The sequence below is a fragment of the Sanguibacter biliveldensis genome, from assembly GCF_033798665.1.
Taxonomy (GTDB): Bacteria; Actinomycetota; Actinomycetes; order Actinomycetales; family Cellulomonadaceae; genus Sanguibacter; species Sanguibacter inulinus.
On the sequence record NZ_CP138359.1, the window covers coordinates 261800 to 279174 of the forward strand.

The following is a 17375-nucleotide window of genomic DNA, read 5'->3' on the forward strand; positions in this document are numbered from 1 at the left end:
GGCCGCCCTCAGGCGAGCAGCCGCGTCGGGATCTGCTCCTCGACCGTCGTGCCGTCCGCGTCACGCCGCACCCGCCAGGCTGACGCTCCCTCCTTCTCGGTGACGGCCTCGGCCAGCTCGGTGCCGCGGTAGACGAGACCCGCACCGTCGTCGGTGCAGTGCGCCTCGGAGAAGGTGCCGTCGGCGACGAGCCGGTGGATCAGCGGACGGCGTCCGTCCTCGGAGTCGTGGTGGACGCTGTTGCCGTAGGGGAGGAACCCGAGTGCGTCGGTCACCGGGGCGAGCTCCGGCCCGAAGGAGTCTGTCGTGCCGCCCTGGAACCAGCAGAGCGAGCCCGCCGAGATCCCGGCCAGCACGACCCCGTCCTGCCAGAGGGTGCGGAAGATCTCGGGCAGCCCGTGCGCCCGCCACACGGCCAGCAGGTTGACGACCGACCCGCCGTTGACCCACACGACGTCGAAGCCCCGGAGGTAAGACTCCACGTCGTCGACGTTCGGCTGCGAGAACAGCGACAGGTGGTGCAGCTCGTACCCGGAGTCCCGCGCGGCCTCGTCCATGTCTCGCTGGAAGCGCGCGTCGTCACCCGAGGCCGTCCCGACGACGCAGATGCGCGCGCGCCGACCGTCGACCACGCCCCTCTCAGAGGCGAGGTCGACGGCCAGCGCCATCATCGGGCCGAAGGTGAAGCGCAGACGAGGGTGCGGGACGAACCCGGCACTCGTCGCGAGGATCGTCGGACGAGAAGCAGTCATGCACCCACGCTATCGGGCGCCGCCGGAGCCTCGGCCGTCAGCTCCGGCTCGTCCGGGTGCTCCTCTCGAGGTGAGAGGCGTTGAGCCAGGGGCCCGTGGACGCGTCGGGTGTGTCCACGGGCTGGGTGCTCAGGCGGTGTCGCCGCCCAGCCGCAGCATGACCTTGCTGCTCCCGGACGTCCTGTCTGCCGCCGTCCGCAGCGCCTCGTCCGCGTCCTCGATGCCGAAGGTGTGGGTCATCAGCGGGTCGACGTCGAGGCCGTCGGCGAGCGCGAGGATCGCGTCGTCGACCTCCTCGGAGAACCTGTACGACCCGATCCACGTGAGCTCGCGGGTCACGAGGTCACCGAGGGTGACCTCGGCGGCGGTCCCGGGCAGGTTGCCGACCTGGACGACGGTCCCGCCCTTCGCGGTCGCGCGCAGCACGGCCCCGATCGCGGCCGGTGCGCCCGAGGCCTCGAAGACGAGCTCGACGTCCTCGGGCAGCGTGCCTGTCGTCAGGTCGACCGTCGAGTCCGCGCCCATCGCGCGGGCGACCTCGAGGGAGGCCGGTGCGAGGTCGGCGGCGATCACGTGGGCCGCCCCGGCGTGCTTCGCGGCGGCCACCACGAGAGACCCGATGGGGCCCGCCCCGTTGACCAGCACGGTCCGCCCGGTGAGGTCGGGCGCCCGGCCGACCGCGTGCAGCGCGACGGCGAGCGGCTCGGCGAGAGCACCACGGCGGGTGGAGACCGAGTCGGGCAGCGGTCGGACCTGCTCCGCCCGGACGGCGCGGAGCTCGCTGAACCCGCCGTCGGTGTGCGGGTCGAAGGCTGCTGAGCCGAAGTACCGCACCTGGGGGTAGAGGTTCGTGCGTCCGGCGAGGCGCTCGGGCATGACCCCGTCGCCGACCAGCTGGGCGGGCTGGAAGGTGACAGCCTGCCCGGTCTCGAGCCCGCGCACACCCTCACCCAGGGCGGTGATGCGCCCGGCGACCTCGTGGCCGAGGACCATCGGGTGCCGGAGCACGGCCGTGCCTGACCGGCCGTGCTTCCAGTACGCGAGGTCGGAGCCGCAGATGCCGCCCCACTCCATCGCGACGACCACCTCGCCCGGGCCCGCGACGGGGTCGGCGACCTGGTCGACGCGCAGGTCTCCGGCGCCGTGCACGACGACGGCCCTCATGCTGCGTCCTCGAGCAGGACGAGGTCGCGGCCCTGGACCTCAGGGGAGACGACAGCGGAGATCAGTGTGATGGCCGAGTAGGCGACGAGCATCGCGGCGATGGGCCACCACGACCCTGTCGCGGCGGTGAGCGTCGCGGCGAGCAACGGACCGATCGCTGTCGCGAGGATGCCGCCGATCTCCTTGGCGAGGGCGAGCTGGGTGAACCGGGTGCGGGCGCCGAACAGCTCGGCCATCGTCACGGACTCGAGCGAGAACAGACCGAGGACCGCGAGGTTGTGCAGCAGGATCATCGAGATGGTCACCGCGACCGTGTGCCCCTGGGCGATGAGGTGCATGAGCGGGAAAGCGAGGATGCCCGAGATCACGGTGAGCGCCATGTAGACCGGGCGGCGTCCGACACGGTCGCTGATGAGACCGACGAGCGGGACCGTCGCGAAGCCGACAGCCGAGCTGATGAGCAGGGCGTTGGTCGCGATGCTGCGGTCGAGCAGCAGGGTCGTGGCGAGGAAGCCGACGAGGAAGGTCTGGATGAGGCCCGAGTTGCCGGCCTGGCCGAAGCGCAGACCGAGCGCGATGAAGAAGGCCTTGCCCTTGCGCTGCTTGAGCGCCGCGTCGAGGACGCTCTTCTCCTCGCTCGTCGCGGCCTGGGCGGCGATCTCCTCGCGGCTGAGGGCGACACCGTCCTCGTCGAGGTCGGCGCGGTCTTCGAAGACCGGGCTCTCCTTGAGGTTCCGGCGGATCCAGACCGCGAGGATCATGAGGAAGAAGCTCAGCAGGAACGGCAGGCGCCAGCCCCACGAGAGCAGCTGCTCCTCGGAGAGCACCGCGATGAGGATGGCCCACAGGCCCGTCGCAGCCAGCGTCCCGGAGTTGGTGCCGAGGCTCACGAGGGAGGCGATGACACCGCGGCGCTTGGCCGGGGCATACTCGGCGAGCATGGTCGTCGCGCCGGCGATCTCGGCTCCGGCGCCGAAGCCCTGGACGAGCCGCAGGACCACGAGCAGCGCCGGGGCGGCGATGCCGATCTGCGCGTAGGTGGGCAGGACGCCGATGAGGGTGGTCGAGGCACCCATGAGCGCGATGGTGATGAAGAGGACCTGCTTGCGCCCGATGCGGTCACCCATCCGTCCGAAGTACACGGCCCCGGCGAGGCGCGCGACGTAGCCGACACCGTAGGTGCCCATCGCGGCGATGAGGCCGATCGCGGGGCTGACGTCGGGGAAGAAGATCTCGTTGAAGACGATCGCTGCGGCCAGGGAGTACAGCTGGAAGTCCATGAACTCCATGGCCGTCCCGAGCCATCCGGAGACGGCGGCGCGCTTGAGGTCACCTGTCGTGCGGGTCACGGGTCCGGGCTTCTCGGTCGTGGGCTTGTCGTGCGTCATCGTGTGCTCCTTTGCTCCGCGTGGGCGGAACGATGCTGCGCAGGGGGTCCGCGTCGGCGCGCGGGGGTGGGGGGCCCAGGGTCTGCGTCGACCCGGGGTGCCGAGGGGTTCAGCCGGAGGTGGTCACCAGTCGTGGACGGAGCCGTCGAGGCGCCGGGCCACGGGCAGGTAGCGGGGGTCGTAGGGGAAGCGCGCTGCGGCCTTCTCGTCGTACTCGACACCGAGGCCGGGGGCCTCGCTCGGGTTGAGCATGCCGTCGGCGAGGGTGACGCCGCTGCGGAACACCTCCATGGTCTCGGGGGCGTGCTCCATGTACTCCTGGACGCCGAAGTTGGGCACCGTGAGGTCGAGGTGGACGGCCGCCGCGAGGGTCACCGGTGAGAGGTCCGTCGCGCCGTGGGAGCCCGTGCGCACCTGGTAGAGGGCGGCGAGGTCGAAGATCCGTCGCAGGTGGCTGATGCCGCCGGCGTGCACGACCGTCGTCCGCACGTAGTCGACGAGCTGGTTCGTGATGAGGTCCTTGACGTCCCAGATGCTGTTGAGCACCTCGCCCACGGCGATCGGGGTCGTCGTGTGCTGGCGGATGAGCCTGAAGGCGTCCTGGTTCTCGGCAGGTGTCGGGTCTTCCATCCAGAACAGGCGGACGGCCTCGACGCTCTTGCCGAAGGCCGCAGCCTCGATGGGCGTGAGCCGGTGGTGGACGTCGTGCAGCAGGTGCAGCTCGGGTCCGGCATGCTCGCGGACGGCTTCGAGGTAGGTCGGGGCGAAGCGCAGGTAGGCCTCGGTCGACCACGGCTGCTCGTCGGGGAGGGAGGTCGCGGCGGGCTCGTAGATCGCACCCTTGCGGACGCCGTAGGAGCCGCCGACGCCGGGGACCGCCGCCTGGGCGCGGATCGCCTTGTAGCCGAGCTCTTGGAAGCGGGTGACGTCGTCGAGCAGCTCGGCGGTGTCGCGGCCGCTCGCGTGGCTGTAGACCATGACGCCGTCGCGCGAGCGCCCGCCGAGCAGCTGGTAGACGGGCAGCCCGGCAACCTTGCCCTTGATGTCCCAGAGCGCCGTGTCGACCGCGGAGATCGCGGTCATGGTGACGGGGCCCCGGCGCCAGTAGGCGCCACGGTAGAGGTACTGCCACATGTCGTCGATGCGCGCGGGGTCGCGGCCGATCAACAACGGCACGAGGTGGTCCTGCAGATAGCTGGCTACCGAGAGCTCGCGCCCGTTGAGGGTGGCGTCGCCGATCCCGGTGACCCCGTCGGAGGTGGTGATGCGCAGGGTGACAAAGTTGCGGCCCGGGCCGGCCACGAAGACCTCGGCGCGTTCGATCGTGCTCATGGTGTGTGTCTCCTCGGACGGCGTCATCGGCGTCAGCACCGCTGGAAGTCTGCGATACATCTCTTGTATGTAAGACCATGCATGCCAGAACCGTCAAGTCCCAGATGTCGACCAGCGCTGTTCACTACGATGGGTCCATGCCCGCCGCACCTCCCCGCACCTCCAGCCGCAGAGCCGTCTACGACGAGCTGCGCCGGCGCATCATCACGCTCGACCTCGCGCCCGGGGAGCCGTTGTCGGAGAACGAGCTGTCGGCCGCGCTCGGTGTCTCGCGGACCCCGGTCCGGGAGAGCCTGATCCTGCTGCAGCAGGAGGGGCTCGTGCAGGTGTTCCCCAAGGTCGGGTCCTTCGTCTCGCGGGTCGACCCGGCACGGGTCTCGGACGCGCAGTTCCTCCGCGAGGCCGTCGAGCTCGCCTCCCTCGACGACCTCCCCGACACCCCCGACGCCGACGTCGTCGAGCGCATGCGCGCCAACCTGCAGGAGCAGCAGGAGGCCGGCGGCGACATGGACAGGTTCTTCGAGCTCGACGAGGCGTTCCACCACGACCTGCTGCGGCTCGCCGGGCACGAGCGCACCTGGCCGACGGTCTCCGCGGCCAAGGGGCACCTCGACAGGGCGCGCCACCTCGGGCTCCAGGAGAAGGCCACCACGCAGGGCTTCCTCGACGAGCACCGCGGGATCTTCGACGCCGTCCTGGAGAACCGTCACGACGAGGCCCGTGCGCTGCTCCGCGAGCACCTGCGGGGCGTGTTCGACGACATCGAGAGCGTCAGGCGGCACTCGCCTGAGCTCTTCGCGACCAACACGGGTGTCGCGCCGCGCCGCAAGAATGTCGCCGTCTGGGGCTGAACGGCCGTCCGGGCGGGCCAAGAATTCGGATGTCCGAACTTCTCTTTCCGCGGTGCGGGTGCATTCTTCGGGTGCTTCCCCCGACCGCATTCTTCGGAGATCAGCCTCACACGGCTGAGCGCCTCCGGGGCCTCCCCAGCGCGATAGTGTCGGTTCTCGGACGCGACGGTGCCGCACCGTCGGGAGCCGCTGGACCGTCTCCGGACCAGCGCCGACGTCCGTCCTCCCCCCGATCTCCCCGCCACGGCTCGTGTCGTCCTGGGCTGCAGGCACGTTCTCGTGTCGCGGCGCAGAATTCCTGAGGACCTGCCGCGCGCCCACGAAAGGCCCTCCTCCGATGAGCTTCTGGACGCTCGTTCTCGTCGCGCTCGGCGTCTCCGCAGACGCCTTTGCGGTGGCCCTCGGAAAAGGCCTTCACATGAAGACCTTCAACCTGCGGCACGCCGTCGTGATCGCCGTCGCCTTCGGTCTGGCCCAGGCTGTCATGCCGGTGCTCGGCTGGGCGCTGGGGACCCGGTTCGCCGACTCGATCGTCAGCGTCGACCACTGGGTCGCCTTCGGTCTGCTCGCGATCATCGGCGCCAAGATGATCTGGGAGGCCGTCCGGCCCGGTGAGGACGACGCCGTCGACACAGACTCTCTCGACCTGCGCGAGCTCGGGCTCCTCGCCGTCGCGACGAGCATCGACGCCCTCGCGGTCGGGATCAGCCTCGCCTTCCTCGACGTGCCGATCGTCGGGGCGGCGGCACTCATCGGCGTGACCACGGCCGCGCTGGCCTTCGTCGGTGTGGTGGTGGGCCGACGCGTCGGTGCGCGGGTCGGGCGGCCTGCGGAGATCTTCGGAGGGCTGGTGCTCATCGGCATCGGCACCTCGATCGTCCTGGAGCACACCGGCGTGCTCTGAGCAGGTGCCTGTGCGAGGGTGAAGAGGACAGCGGGTGTCGCACCGGACCGGTGCTCGACCCCCAGGACCGAACTTCTCGGAGGACCTCCATGACTGCTCTCGACGTGCTGACCGAAGGATTCGAGCGGGTCCGTGACGGTGTGCGCGAGGCCGCCGACGGGCTGTCGGCCGAGCAGCTCGAGGCGCGCCCCGACGAGGACGCGAACTCGATCGGCTGGCTGCTCTGGCACACCTCGCGTGTGCAGGACGCCCAGATGGCGGCGCTCGCCGAGTCTGAGGAGGTCTGGCTCACGGAGGGCTGGGCCGACTCCTTCGGGCTCTCCCTCGACCCCTCCGACACGGGCTACGGTCACGACCACGACCAGGTGGCAGCCGTGCGGGGCATCACCCCAGAGCAGCTCGTCGGGTACCAGGACGCGACCTTCGAGCGGACCCGGACGATCCTCGCAGGCCTCAGCGAGGCCGATCTCGCGCGGGTGATCGACGAGTCCTACGACCCGCCGTTGACTGTCGGCGTCCGGGTGCTGAGCATCTTGGCCGACGACCTCGAGCACGTCGGCCAGGCCGCGTACGTCCGGGGGATCGTCGAGCGGGGCTGACGCCCAGTGCTGAACGGCTGACGCACAGGGCTGGCGGCTGCAGGACTGCCGGTTGCTCGGGTCTGGCTGCAGGGCTGGCGGCTGCACGGGTGCCAGCTGCAGGACCCGCGGATGCGGACCGGAGCATCAGGCCTGTCGCGGTGCCGTGGCGACGACCACGAGCTCCGTGGTGCCCGGTCCCACCGGTTCTCCGGCCCAGCCGCCGTGCACGGTGACCTGCTCGAACCCCGCGCGCTCGACGGAGCCGAGCACCTCGCGCTGGTCCCGGAACCTCAGTGTGCTCGTGCTGACCCTGTCGACGCCGCCCTCGAGCACCGTGTGCCCGTCGAAGGTGACGAGGCCACCGTCGACCGAGGTGACCTCGACCCACGAGGTGCTCGTGCTGCCGTCGTCGGTGACCACCTCCTCGTGCGTGAGCTCGGGAGTCCACAGCTCCCAGGCCGCGGCGTCGGGGTCGCGGGTCTCGAAGGCGAGATGACCTCCGGGGCCGAGCAGGCGGGCTGCCACCTCGAGGACCTGTGCCCAGTCGTCGTCGGTGAGGAACACCTGCGCCACGTGCCCCGTCATGACGACGAGGTCGACCGATCCCGGCGGCACGAGCTCGACGAGATCGTCGGCTGTCCCCTCGACCCAGGTGACGAGGTCGCCGTCAGGTCGCGCCCGGGCGATGTCGAGCATCGCGCCTGCGGGGTCGACGCCGACGACAGCCCGACCGTCGCGTGCGAGGTCGACGGCCAGGACGCCGGTCCCGCACCCGATGTCGACGACCGTGCGGGCCTCGAGCCCTGCGGCGAGCCGGAGGTAGAAGTCGGTGTCGTCACGCCCCGAGTTCTCCGCGTCGTAGAGGGAGACGAGGAGGGGGTCGGTGTAGTGCGCGTCCAGGGGCACAGGTCGGGATCCCATCCAGGGAGGCTAGCCGATCTGGTGGCGCTGGATCGCACGACGGTGATCGAGCGCGGTGGTGTTCCGCCGCACAGCCGGCGTCGTTGACGACCGTGCGACGAGCGTGGGGGCGTGCCGGCCGTCAGGCTGTGGCGGAGGTGGAGCGGCGTGCCGAGGTGCGACGGGGGAGCGGTCCCGCGTGGGGCAGGACCAGCTGGCCCGGGGGCACCAGGGCGGCCGGGACGCGGAGCTCGGCCAGCCGGAGGCCGGCGAACCCGGCGCGCGCGAGCGAGACGAGCGTCGCGGGTGCCGCGTCGGTGGTGGAGAGTGTCTGCCTGATCACACTGCGACAGTAGGACGACCTGTCGTGACCCTCAACGGCTGATGGGGTGGTCTCCATGGGTACTTCTACCCATGGGCGGTGACGAACGGCGGAACTTCGCGGTTTCCGACCGAGATCAATATCGCGGCAGGTGTGACCCGCGACGTCGCGACGCTGAGCTGGGGTGCCAGGCTGGCCGAGCACTGATCTGCCGGATTCTGCAGGTCTGGGGTCGGTCGGCTCGTGCCGGGCTTGCCGGGCTTGCCGGGCTCGCCGAGACGGCGAAGGGCCCTCGCCGTCTCGGCGAGGGCCCCACGTCAGATGTCTAGATCATCGCGTGGCGATCAGAGCGGGCGGATGTTCTCCGCCTGCGGGCCCTTCGGGCCCTGGGTGATGTCGAACTCGACCTTCTGGTTCTCGTCGAGCGAACGGTAACCCGAGCTCTGGATCGCAGAGTAGTGGGCGAACACGTCAGCGCTGCCGTCCTCCGGTGCGATGAAGCCGAAGCCCTTTTCTGCGTTGAACCACTTCACGGTCCCAACTGCCATCTCGATACTCCTTCAAGAGTTGTCGGACGGCCTCCCCTGTGGAGGCCGCTCGTCACGGTGTTCGTCGTCCACTCCTGAAGACCAAGAACTACCCCGACTCGCGTCGGTGCAGGTAAGACGTGCGAGGCACTGCAACTTCGCGGCCTACTTTAGCCACATCTCCGGCGCGGAGGCTAGACCTTGTGGAGAACTTGTGCGGTGCCCTGAGTGGCTGTCCTTAGCACACGCTCGTCGCCCCGCCGTCCACCAGGGGGCGGCGAGCGTCGTCTGAGTGGTGTCTGTGCAGGTCAGAGGAGTGGGATTGCCCGCGCGAGTCAGCGGTACCGAGCCACGCCCTCCCAGGCGCGGCGACGCTCGCGACCCGGGTCGCTGATGACGCGGTGGTGGGCGGCGAAGATCTTGGTGGGGCGGTCGTCGTCGTCGTAGGCCGGCCAGCCGGCATCACCCGAGCGGGCGAAGGCCAGCCAGTGGTCCTGCATGCGTCCGCTGAGGGCCGCGAGCTCCTCCGCGCCGCCGAGGAGGGTGGCCGAGCGGGCGCGCGAGGAGTCGAGGGAGCCCAGGACCGCGAGCATGTCGGTCCCGTGGGACGCGCCCTGCCCCTGCAGGTTGAGGATGGGCGTCGTGAAGTCGTAGCGGTACACGAAGGTCGGCGCTGTGCGGGAGTGGTGCTGCGCGGCCTGGACCGCAGGGACCCAGAACGTGGCGTCGCCGACCAGCTGTGCCCGGGCGCGGTGGCTCGGGTAGCCGGGGTAGGCCGACAGCACCTTGAGCTGGGCGCCGGGGTCGGTGATCTCGAACATGAGGTTGATGGACTCTGAGCTGGTGGGCAGCAGCGAGCCGTGCGCGCCGAAGGCTGCGCCCTCGTGCTTGGTCGAGCCGACGAGCAGCGGGACCGCTGCCGCGCGCCCCGACGCGAAGACGTCGCTGGGGTGCTCGGGGATCAGGTCGCCGTCGACGACGGGGCTCATGCACAGAGCACCGGGCGCCTCCCTGTGGGAGAGGGCCACGAGGCGGGCACCCGCGGAGACGAGCTCCTCCGGCGGGGCCGAGAGCAGCGCGTCGACGGCGAGGCTCTCGGTGGTCTTGAGCCAGGTGATGAAGTCGCGGGCCCAGCCGGCCGCACGCTCCGGGCCGTAGGCGGCACCGAGGGCTGGGCTCTGCGCGATCGCGCGGTGGAACAGCCCGGTAGCCGAAGGGATGCACATGAGCGTGGTGACCGAGGTGGCTCCGGCGGACTGCCCGGCGATGGTCACAGCATCCGGGTCCCCGCCGAAGGCTGCGATGTTCTGCTGGACCCACTCGAGGGCTGCGATCTGGTCGCGCAGGCCCAGGTTCGACTCGAAGGTCCGGGTGGGCGTCGAGAACTGGCTGAAGTCGAGGAAGCCGAGCGCCCCGAGCCTGTAGGTGACCGTGACGACCAGGACGTCCCCGCGCTCGACGAGGGAGTCGCCGGCGTAGGCGGGGGCGGAGGCCGACCCCTGGGAGAACGCGCCGCCGTGGAACCAGACGATCACGGGCCGCAGCGTGTCAGAGGGCTCGGCCGGGGCGAGCACGTTGAGGGTGAGGCAGTCTTCGGACTGGTCGGTGTCCGGACCGGCCGCCGAGAAGGCCTGGGAGACGCGCTGCGGCGCGACGGGACCGTGGTGCATCGCGTTGCGGACACCCGTCCACGGTGCAGGGGGCTGCGGCGCGCGGAAGCGCAGGTTGCCGACAGGGGGAGCCGCGTAGGGGATCGCGCGGAAGGCTCGCAGGCCTGTCGGTGTGGTCGTGCCACGGACCGTTCCCTGGGCAGTGTCGACCTGGGTGCTCACGGGGGTGGACACGGGCGGCTCCTCGCTGTGCTCGGGGACCCGCTGGTGAGCGGGTGACTCTCTCTTGACGAGGCTAGCCGCTCGGGCCCCTGTCCCGCTGGGCGCGGAGGTGGGGCCGTGGGGTGATCCGGTGCAGGTCGACGTTCCAGGGCGTCGCAGGGGAGGCCGGGCAGGTCAGAGACTCCCCGTCCGGCTCCAGCCGACGGCCAGCCTGCGGTGCGGTACTCCTGACCCCGGACGCACGAGTGCCCCGGGTCCGATGGACCCGGGGCACTCGTCAAAGATTCAGGCAGCGACCGTCAGCCGAGGGCTGAGGTCAGCAGATCCAGAATCAGAGGGGGCGGATGTTCTCAGCCTGCGGGCCCTTCGGGCCCTGGGTGACGTCGAACTCGACCTTCTGGTTCTCGTCGAGCGAGCGGTAGCCGGAGGAGGCGATCGCGGAGTAGTGCGCGAACACGTCAGCCGAGCCGTCCTCGGGTGCGATGAAGCCGAAGCCCTTTTCAGCGTTGAACCACTTCACAGTTCCAACAGTCATTTCGATACTCCTTCAAGAGTTGTCGGACGCCCTCCCGTGTGGAGGACGCTCGTCACGGTGTTCCGTCGTCAACTCTTGAAAGAACAAGATCCGCGTGGGCATGTGGCCCGGTGCGGCAAAGACATGAGAGGCACTGCAACTTCAAGAACGACACTACAGGGTCGAGGGCGTCGTGGCTAGACCCAGGATCGACGAATCTCCACCGGAGGCGCACAGACCGATGAAGGCCCCGAGCTCGCAGAGCGCCTCGGGTGTCGTCGGCACGTAGTCCGTCAGCGCAGGGGACCGCACGATCACCGCAGCCCACTGACCTCGGGAGACAGCCACGTTGACGCGGTTCCGGGACAGCAGGAACCCCATGCCGCGCGGCACCTCCTCGACCGACGAGGCGGCCATCGTCACGAGGACCACAGCGGCCTCCTGGCCCTGGAACTTGTCGACCGTCCCGACCTTGACACCCTCGATCCCGGCTCGCCGCAGGTGCGTCTCGACGAGCGCGCGCTGCGCGTTGTACGCGGCGACGACGAGCAGGTCCTCGGGGGCGAGCGGACGCTCGTGGTCACCATCGCGCCACGTCCGGCCCAGCAGACCCTGCACCTGCTCGACGACGACGGCGGCCTCCTCGATCGAGGAGACAGCGTTGCCGCGGTGCTCGACCTCGACGACGTGCACGCCCGGCGCGACGCCGTCGAGCCGCCGTGCAGTCGTGGCCTCCTCCTCCGAGTGCAGGCGTCCCTCGTAGCTCAGGCGCGAGACCGGTGCGCAGAGCTCGGGGTGCAGACGCCAGGTGCGCTCGAGGAAGTAGCCGAGGTCGGCGGGGAGGGCGTCGTGACCGTCGGCGACCCAGCCGAGGGCCGATCCGTCGACGGGCTCGGGGTGCGTGCCCTGGCTCACCTGCGGCAGCTGCTGGGGGTCACCGAGGAGCAGCAGGTTCTCCGCGGCGACGGACACCGCGACGGTGTTCGCGAGGGAGAACTGACCGGCCTCGTCGACCACGAGGAGGTCGAGCGCCCGGCGCCCGATCTTGTTCGCGTTCGCGAAGTCCCAGGCTGTCCCGCCGATCACGCAGCCGTGGTCCTTGTGCTCGCCGAGGAACTTGCCCTGCTTCTTGTCGCCGATCGCCGTCCAGGCCTTGGTGTGCTCGCCCGAGCCCTGCGGCTTCTTGCCCACGCGGTAGGCGGGGACGCCGGCCTCGACGACCTTGTCGAGCAGGTGCTCGACCACGGCGTGCGACGGCGCGACGACACCCACGTGCCACCCGCTGCGCACCAGCCGCTCGATCACGCGGGCGGCGACGTAGGTCTTGCCCGTCCCGGGCGGTCCCTGCACGGCGAGATAGGAGCGGTCGAGGCGTCGGACGGCGTCAGTGATCGCCGAGATGTACGCACCCTTGCCGCTGCCGACGGGCGGCAGGCCGAGGTCGGAGCCGTCGACGTCGGCCGAGACCTCGGCGCGCTCGTCGGCCTTGAGCTGCGGGGGCAGACGGCGCAGGACGTCGAGCGCGGGCTGGGCGGGGAAGCGTCCGGCGCCACCGTCGAGGGAACGCACGGCGTGCTCCGCGACCTCGCGCACGGCTCCCTCGACGAGTCCTGTCGGCACCGGGCTCCCCGGTCCCACACCCATCGGGACCTCGGGGTACGGCTCGAGGCCCTTCTTGAGGACCTCTTCGACGACGACCACGTCACGACCCAGCGCGTCGGTCTCGACCGACAGCACTGTCGACGTGCCGCTCACCTGGCGGACACCGCCGACCGGGGGCGTGAGCCCTTCGGGGAGAGGTGCGTCGTAGATGCACCAGACGCCCGAGCCGACGCCGAGCGCACTGCCTGTCGCGAGGGCGCCGACGAACCTCAGCTCCCGGCGCAGCGACCGTTGTGATCCCTCCTTGAACCAGTCGCGCAGCACCGTGGCCTCGTCGGCGACGAGCACGTCGCGGCTCGAGGCCCACTCGTCGGGCGGTGAGGTCAGCCTGTCGAAGTGCGCCCACCAGAACGGCTTGTCCTCGCGGCGGTGGTAGCCGAGCGCCGCGGCGAGCAGCAGGACAGCCTGGTCGTCAGGACCGCGCTCACCCGCTGGGAGGTCGCGCGCGTCTCCTGCGACAGCGTGCAGCGCGTCGACGAGCGGGTCGGACGGCTCGTCCTCCACGTCAGCGAGGTCGACGAGGTCTGCAGGGTCGTCGGCCTGCCGGAGCGTGACGCCGTGCTCTGTGGCGAGGGTGCGCAGCCAGTCGCGCAGGCGCAGCGTCGACACGCAGTCGTAGCGGTTGTAGCCCTCGATGAGCTGGAGGGTCGCGGCGGCCTCGTCACTGCGTCCCTCGTCCCGCGCGGCGCAGGCCAGCGCGTACTGCGCGATCGAGTCGGCGGCGTTGTCGAGGTCGGCGTCGCGCAGCTGGTCACCCATGTACAAGGGCTCGAGCTTCTTGAGGGAGTACGACGGCTGCGACACCCGCACGCTCTGACGGACCGTCGCGTAGAGGTCCACGAGCACACCGTGGCGCAGCAGGTCGTCGAGCTGCTCCTCGCCCACCCCGTGCCGGCCGACCAGTCGGCCCAGCGCCGTCTTCTCGTAGGGGGCGTAGTGGTACACGTGCATGCCGGGGAACTGCGCCCGGCGATCGCGCAGGTATGCGAAGAAGTCGAGGAGCGCCTGCTTCTCCTGCGCGCGGTCGTGCGCCCAGAAGGCGCGGAACACCGGCGAGGCGCCGGCCTCGGTCGGCGCCTCGACGACACCGAAGAGGTACTCCAGCCCCCAGTCGGTCGACCCGGGGGAGGTCCACAGCGGGTCGCCCTCGAAGTCGAAGAACACGTCACCCGGGTCCGGGACCGCGAGAGCCTCGAGGGCGACGGGCGAGACGACCGCGGCCCGCACGTCAGAGCGGCCGTCGGGCAGCGGCGGCCGGGCGTCCTGCGCCACCTGCATCGCGGCCTGGTCGCGCAGGTCCGCCAGGATGCGGTCCGGCATGCCCTCGACAGGTCCGGTGCTCGAGGCCACTGCGTCGATCGTCGAGATGCCGGCGGCGCGCAGGCGGGTGCGCTGGGTCGTGCGGAGGCCTGCGACGAGCAGCAGGTCGCGCTGCGCGACCACGTGCCGGGTGCAGGCCGGGCAGCGCCCGCAGGCTGAGAACCTCTCGTCACCCCAGACGACAGGTCCCTCGTCGGCGAGGTGCGCGTCGACGACCCGCTCGAGCCGGGCGCGGCGCTCGCGGTACACCGGCAGGACGTCGGCGAGCGGGTGCTCGGACTCCGACCCGTCGCCGTGGACGAGGCGCAGCGACGGTGCGACGGGGACCCCCGCACGCTCGAGCTGGTCGGCGTACGCGGCGAGCTGCAGCAGCGCCGTGACCCGGGCGTGCCGCGCGAGCTTGGTGTCGACGACCGTGACCAGCGGGGAGGTGGTGACGCCGGGGGAGTCCGGGCTGCCGGGCTCGTCGGTTCCGTCCTCCCCGTGCGCCTCACCGTTCAGCAGGGAGCTCTCCGCGCCGGCGGCCGGCGTGGCCCGGGCGAGCGCGGCATCGTCGACGAGGAAGTCGGGGCGACCGAGAAACCGACCGTCGAACAGCACCCCCTGGTACACGAGCGCGGCACCGTCGCGGAGCGCCGCGACCGTGCGGTCGTGGGCCGCGCGCAGGTCGTCGAGCGTCGACCAGTCCTGGCCTGCGAAGGAGACGAAGCCGGGGACGGCTGTCGATGTGAAGGCGTAGTCCTCGGTGCCTGCTGCCTCGGCTGCGGCAGCCGCCAGGCGTGACAGGTACCCGCTGAGCACCCTGTCCTCGTGCTCGAGCCCCAGGCTCGTCGTGCGCTCCAGCATCGCGTCGGGGGCGACGGTCCGCGGAGAGCGGCCGAGCCGCTCGTCCATGTCGGTCAGCAGCGCGAGCTCGCACTCGGCGGCGACCGCCAGGTCGGTCGCGCTGCTGATGAGGACCTCGTCACGCAAGAACACAGATGGCCTTTCCGCCGGGCAGGGATGCCTGCCCCGAAACCTACCCCGCGCTCCTGACGGTCCGGCGCAGACCTACGATGACGCCATGCTCTCGATGCGCAGGCCCCAGCCGTCCACCACGCCGGTCGTCCCGTCGCGCACCGTCGCGCGCGGGCTCAGCCTGGTCGGGGCTGGCGGCGTCATCGGGTCTGTCGTCGGGTTCGTGCTCGCGCTGCTCGACTCCTCGGGCGGGTTTGCCGCCTGGGCTGTCCTGCTCTGGGGCGGGACGGGTCTGCTGGTGGGCGCCACGAGCGTGCTCGCGGCGGCGACCGTCGTGGTCTTCGCGCCCGGCCACGGTCCTGCGAGGTCTGTCGGCGCACCGCTCGCGGCCTCGGTCGCGGGCGCGCTCACGGCAGCCGTCCTGCTCGCCGGCCTGACCCCGAGCCTGCGGGGCGCTGTGGCCGCGGGCGTCTTCGTCGCGGTCCTCGCTGCTGCGGCGACCGTCGCACGACGCCCGTCGACGTAGACCAGTCCAGCCTGGTTCAGACCAGCCAGACCCGGCCCAGCCTAGTCCAGTCCAGACCAGTCCAGCCTGGTTCAGACCAGCCAGACCCGGCCCAGCCCAACCCAGCCCGGTTCTGCCCAGCCAGACGCGGCCCAGCCCAGCCAGACCCGGCTCCGCCTCAGCGCCGCAGGTCCAGGCCGAGCTGCCAGCCGCCGTCGCCGAGGCGGCGGAAGCCGAGGTGCTCGTAGAAGCCGATCGCGCGGGTGTTGTCGGCGCCGACCCCGAGGTGCACCCCCGGCACGCCGAGGTCGCGCAGGGCGTCGAAGAGCGTCTCGAGCATGCGCCGTCCGTTGCCGCCGCCCTGCCCCTCCGGCAGGAGGTCGACGTGCAGGTGGGCGGGGAACTCCGCGACGACGGCTGGGTCGGTGCGTGACCTGTCGTGGACGCGGCTGACGATCCCGGCGTCGTAGGACCCCTCCGGCGCAGAGCCCGCCGGGTACCGCTGCTCGACCTCGGGCCACCACTCGCGCTCGAGGGTCTCCTCGAAGGCCGCGGTGTCGCGGGTGCCGATCACGTAGCCGACCACGGCCTCGGGGCCCTCGACCGATCCGTCGACCAGCACGAAGGCCAGCTCGGGCTCGAGGTGCAGGTACGCACCGAGGTAGACGTCGCCGAGCAGTCGCGGACGCTCGGACAGCGGTGACGCGTCCTCGCCCGACGCACCTGTGCGCAGGCAGATGTCGTACAGGCGGTCGACCTCGGCGGGGTCCGTGGTCCGCGCTGGGCGGATGGTGAAGCGGGGCTGCGACGTCGTCGTCGTGGGGGTGGTCTCGTTCACACGGAGCAACCTACAGCCCGCGTGGTGTCCCACGGGAGAGCGGACGGGAAGGGTGGAGCTCGACGGGTGGAGGCCCGCACCGTTCCGGATGAGAAGCCCGGCACGCTGGGGTAGGAAAGAGAGATGACACAGATCCCTGACATCACACTCAACAACGGCGTCACCATCCCCCAGCTCGGCTTCGGCACCTTCCAGGTGGCCGAGGACGACACCCAGCGCATCGTCGAGTCCGCGATCGAGACGGGCTACCGCCACATCGACACCGCCGCCGGCTACTACAACGAGGCGGGCGTCGGCGCCGCCGTCCGCGCGAGCGGCCTGGCCCGTGAGGACGTGTTCGTCACGACCAAGCTCCGCAACGGCAACCAGGGCTACGAGGAGGCGCTCGCGGCCTTCGAGGCGTCCCGCGCCGCCCTAGACATCGACTACGTCGACCTCTACCTCATCCACTGGCCGGTCCCGAGCAAGGGTCTGTACGTCGAGACGTGGCGTGCCTTCGAGAAGCTTCTCGCCGACGGGGCCGTCAGGGCCATCGGGGTGTCGAACTTCCTGCCCGAGCACCTCGAGAAGCTTCTCGCGGAGACCGACGTCGTCCCCGCCGTCAACCAGATCGAGGTGCACCCCACCTTCCAGCAGTCCGAGCTGGTCCGCGTCTCGCGGGAGGCCGGGATCGCCGTCGAGGCCTACAGCCCGCTCGGCCGCGGCGCTGACCTCGAGTCCGACGAGGTCACGGCGATCGCCCAGGCTCACGGCGTGACCCCCGCGCAGGTCGTGCTCCGCTGGCACCTGCAGCAGGACACCATCGTCATCCCGAAGTCGAACAACCCCGAGCGCATCGCTGCGAACCTCGACGTCTTCGGATTCGAGCTGAGCGCCGACGAGATCGCCCAGGTCGACGCTCTCGAGGCCGGGAACCGCACGGGCGCCGACCCCGCGACGGCAGACTTCACGCAGATGCGCTGAGCCCGGACCGGGGGACGGCCGGTCGTCGACGAGACCGGCGAGGTTGACGCCGGTCGTCCCCTG

Annotated in this window: 16 protein-coding genes; 5 read left to right on the top strand and 11 right to left on the bottom strand. The window is 71.0% G+C overall.

All coding sequences use genetic code 11. The annotated features are described in order from the left end of the window. Window positions 1-8: 8 nt before the first annotated feature. The 4 genes from SANBI_RS01160 to manD all read right to left on the bottom strand — a co-directional run bounded on the left by SANBI_RS01160 (window position 9) and on the right by manD (window position 4636). The gene (locus SANBI_RS01160; protein ID WP_319158155.1) at window positions 9-752 is read right to left on the bottom strand and encodes a Type 1 glutamine amidotransferase-like domain-containing protein; all 744 of its coding nucleotides are present in this window, start codon (window positions 750-752) and stop codon (window positions 9-11) included. Window positions 753-881: 129 nt separating this feature from the next. Then, a complete protein-coding gene (locus SANBI_RS01165; protein ID WP_319158156.1) occupies window positions 882-1916 on the bottom strand; it encodes an L-idonate 5-dehydrogenase in 1035 nt (344 codons plus the stop codon). After that, window positions 1913-3304, bottom strand: a complete 1392-nt coding sequence (locus tag SANBI_RS01170) for an MFS transporter (protein ID WP_319158158.1) — start codon at window positions 3302-3304, stop codon at window positions 1913-1915. The genes SANBI_RS01165 and SANBI_RS01170 overlap by 4 nt, the downstream gene beginning before the upstream one ends. Before the next feature lie 123 nt (window positions 3305-3427). Continuing rightward, window positions 3428-4636: a D-mannonate dehydratase ManD gene (gene manD, locus SANBI_RS01175; RefSeq protein WP_319158160.1), complete on the bottom strand. Its 1209-nt coding sequence runs from the start codon at window positions 4634-4636 to the stop codon at window positions 3428-3430. Window positions 4637-4773: 137 nt separating this feature from the next. On the opposite strand from manD, the gene SANBI_RS01180 reads away from it, so the two are divergent. The 3 genes from SANBI_RS01180 (at window position 4774) to SANBI_RS01190 (ending at window position 6990) form a co-directional block, all read left to right on the top strand. After that, entirely contained in the window at window positions 4774-5487 is a 714-nt protein-coding gene (locus SANBI_RS01180; protein WP_056135265.1) for a GntR family transcriptional regulator, read from the top strand. 418 nt (window positions 5488-5905) lie between these two features. Continuing rightward, window positions 5906-6391: a manganese efflux pump MntP gene (locus tag SANBI_RS01185; protein WP_319158163.1), complete on the top strand. Its 486-nt coding sequence runs from the start codon at window positions 5906-5908 to the stop codon at window positions 6389-6391. An 89-nt stretch (window positions 6392-6480) separates the two neighbouring features. Continuing rightward, a complete protein-coding gene (locus SANBI_RS01190) occupies window positions 6481-6990 on the top strand; it encodes a mycothiol transferase (RefSeq protein ID WP_319158165.1) in 510 nt (169 codons plus the stop codon). 126 nt (window positions 6991-7116) lie between these two features. On the opposite strand, the gene SANBI_RS01195 is transcribed toward SANBI_RS01190, so the two are convergent. The 6 genes from SANBI_RS01195 to SANBI_RS01220 form a co-directional block, all read right to left on the bottom strand. After that, the gene (locus tag SANBI_RS01195) at window positions 7117-7893 is read right to left on the bottom strand and encodes a class I SAM-dependent DNA methyltransferase (RefSeq protein WP_319158167.1); all 777 of its coding nucleotides are present in this window, start codon (window positions 7891-7893) and stop codon (window positions 7117-7119) included. A gap of 121 nt (window positions 7894-8014) precedes the next feature. Next, window positions 8015-8215, bottom strand: a complete 201-nt coding sequence (locus tag SANBI_RS01200; RefSeq protein ID WP_179913650.1) for a hypothetical protein — start codon at window positions 8213-8215, stop codon at window positions 8015-8017. A 323-nt stretch (window positions 8216-8538) separates the two neighbouring features. Next, window positions 8539-8742, bottom strand: a complete 204-nt coding sequence (locus SANBI_RS01205) for a cold-shock protein (protein ID WP_012865286.1) — start codon at window positions 8740-8742, stop codon at window positions 8539-8541. Between the two features lie 314 nt (window positions 8743-9056). Next, the gene (locus SANBI_RS01210; RefSeq protein ID WP_319158171.1) at window positions 9057-10565 is read right to left on the bottom strand and encodes a carboxylesterase/lipase family protein; all 1509 of its coding nucleotides are present in this window, start codon (window positions 10563-10565) and stop codon (window positions 9057-9059) included. A gap of 319 nt (window positions 10566-10884) precedes the next feature. Beyond that, a complete protein-coding gene (locus tag SANBI_RS01215) occupies window positions 10885-11088 on the bottom strand; it encodes a cold-shock protein (protein WP_042437666.1) in 204 nt (67 codons plus the stop codon). Window positions 11089-11241: 153 nt separating this feature from the next. Then, a complete protein-coding gene (locus SANBI_RS01220) occupies window positions 11242-15027 on the bottom strand; it encodes a TM0106 family RecB-like putative nuclease (RefSeq protein ID WP_319158174.1) in 3786 nt (1261 codons plus the stop codon). Window positions 15028-15112: 85 nt separating this feature from the next. Here SANBI_RS01220 and SANBI_RS01225 point away from each other — a divergent pair, with 85 nt between their 5' ends. Further along, window positions 15113-15532 (top strand): hypothetical protein, encoded by a 420-nt coding sequence (locus SANBI_RS01225; protein WP_319158176.1) that lies wholly within the window; start codon window positions 15113-15115, stop codon window positions 15530-15532. A gap of 157 nt (window positions 15533-15689) precedes the next feature. Here SANBI_RS01225 and SANBI_RS01230 read toward each other — a convergent pair whose 3' ends face one another. After that, window positions 15690-16349, bottom strand: coding sequence for a GNAT family N-acetyltransferase (locus SANBI_RS01230; protein WP_319158178.1), 660 nt, complete (start codon window positions 16347-16349; stop codon window positions 15690-15692). A 123-nt stretch (window positions 16350-16472) separates the two neighbouring features. On the opposite strand from SANBI_RS01230, the gene SANBI_RS01235 reads away from it, so the two are divergent. Continuing rightward, on the top strand, window positions 16473-17312 hold the full coding sequence (locus tag SANBI_RS01235) for an aldo/keto reductase (RefSeq protein ID WP_319158180.1): 840 nt from the start codon (window positions 16473-16475) through the stop codon (window positions 17310-17312). The last annotated feature ends 63 nt before the right edge of the window (window positions 17313-17375 follow it).

Bases quoted from the DNA above. Each gene is read 5' to 3' on its own strand.
- SANBI_RS01160 (WP_319158155.1), bottom strand. From the start codon at position 752: ATGACTGCTTCTCGTCCGACGATCCTCGCGACGAGTGCCGGGTTCGTC.
- SANBI_RS01165 (WP_319158156.1), bottom strand. From the start codon at position 1,916: ATGAGGGCCGTCGTCGTGCACGGCGCCGGAGACCTGCGCGTCGACCAG.
- SANBI_RS01170 (WP_319158158.1), bottom strand. From the start codon at position 3,304: ATGACGCACGACAAGCCCACGACCGAGAAGCCCGGACCCGTGACCCGC.
- manD (WP_319158160.1), bottom strand. From the start codon at position 4,636: ATGAGCACGATCGAACGCGCCGAGGTCTTCGTGGCCGGCCCGGGCCGC.
- SANBI_RS01180 (WP_056135265.1), top strand. From the start codon at position 4,774: ATGCCCGCCGCACCTCCCCGCACCTCCAGCCGCAGAGCCGTCTACGAC.
- SANBI_RS01185 (WP_319158163.1), top strand. From the start codon at position 5,906: ATGAAGACCTTCAACCTGCGGCACGCCGTCGTGATCGCCGTCGCCTTC.
- SANBI_RS01190 (WP_319158165.1), top strand. From the start codon at position 6,481: ATGACTGCTCTCGACGTGCTGACCGAAGGATTCGAGCGGGTCCGTGAC.
- SANBI_RS01195 (WP_319158167.1), bottom strand. From the start codon at position 7,893: ATGGGATCCCGACCTGTGCCCCTGGACGCGCACTACACCGACCCCCTC.
- SANBI_RS01205 (WP_012865286.1), bottom strand. From the start codon at position 8,742: ATGGCAGTTGGGACCGTGAAGTGGTTCAACGCAGAAAAGGGCTTCGGC.
- SANBI_RS01215 (WP_042437666.1), bottom strand. From the start codon at position 11,088: ATGACTGTTGGAACTGTGAAGTGGTTCAACGCTGAAAAGGGCTTCGGC.
- SANBI_RS01225 (WP_319158176.1), top strand. From the start codon at position 15,113: ATGCTCTCGATGCGCAGGCCCCAGCCGTCCACCACGCCGGTCGTCCCG.
- SANBI_RS01235 (WP_319158180.1), top strand. From the start codon at position 16,473: ATGACACAGATCCCTGACATCACACTCAACAACGGCGTCACCATCCCC.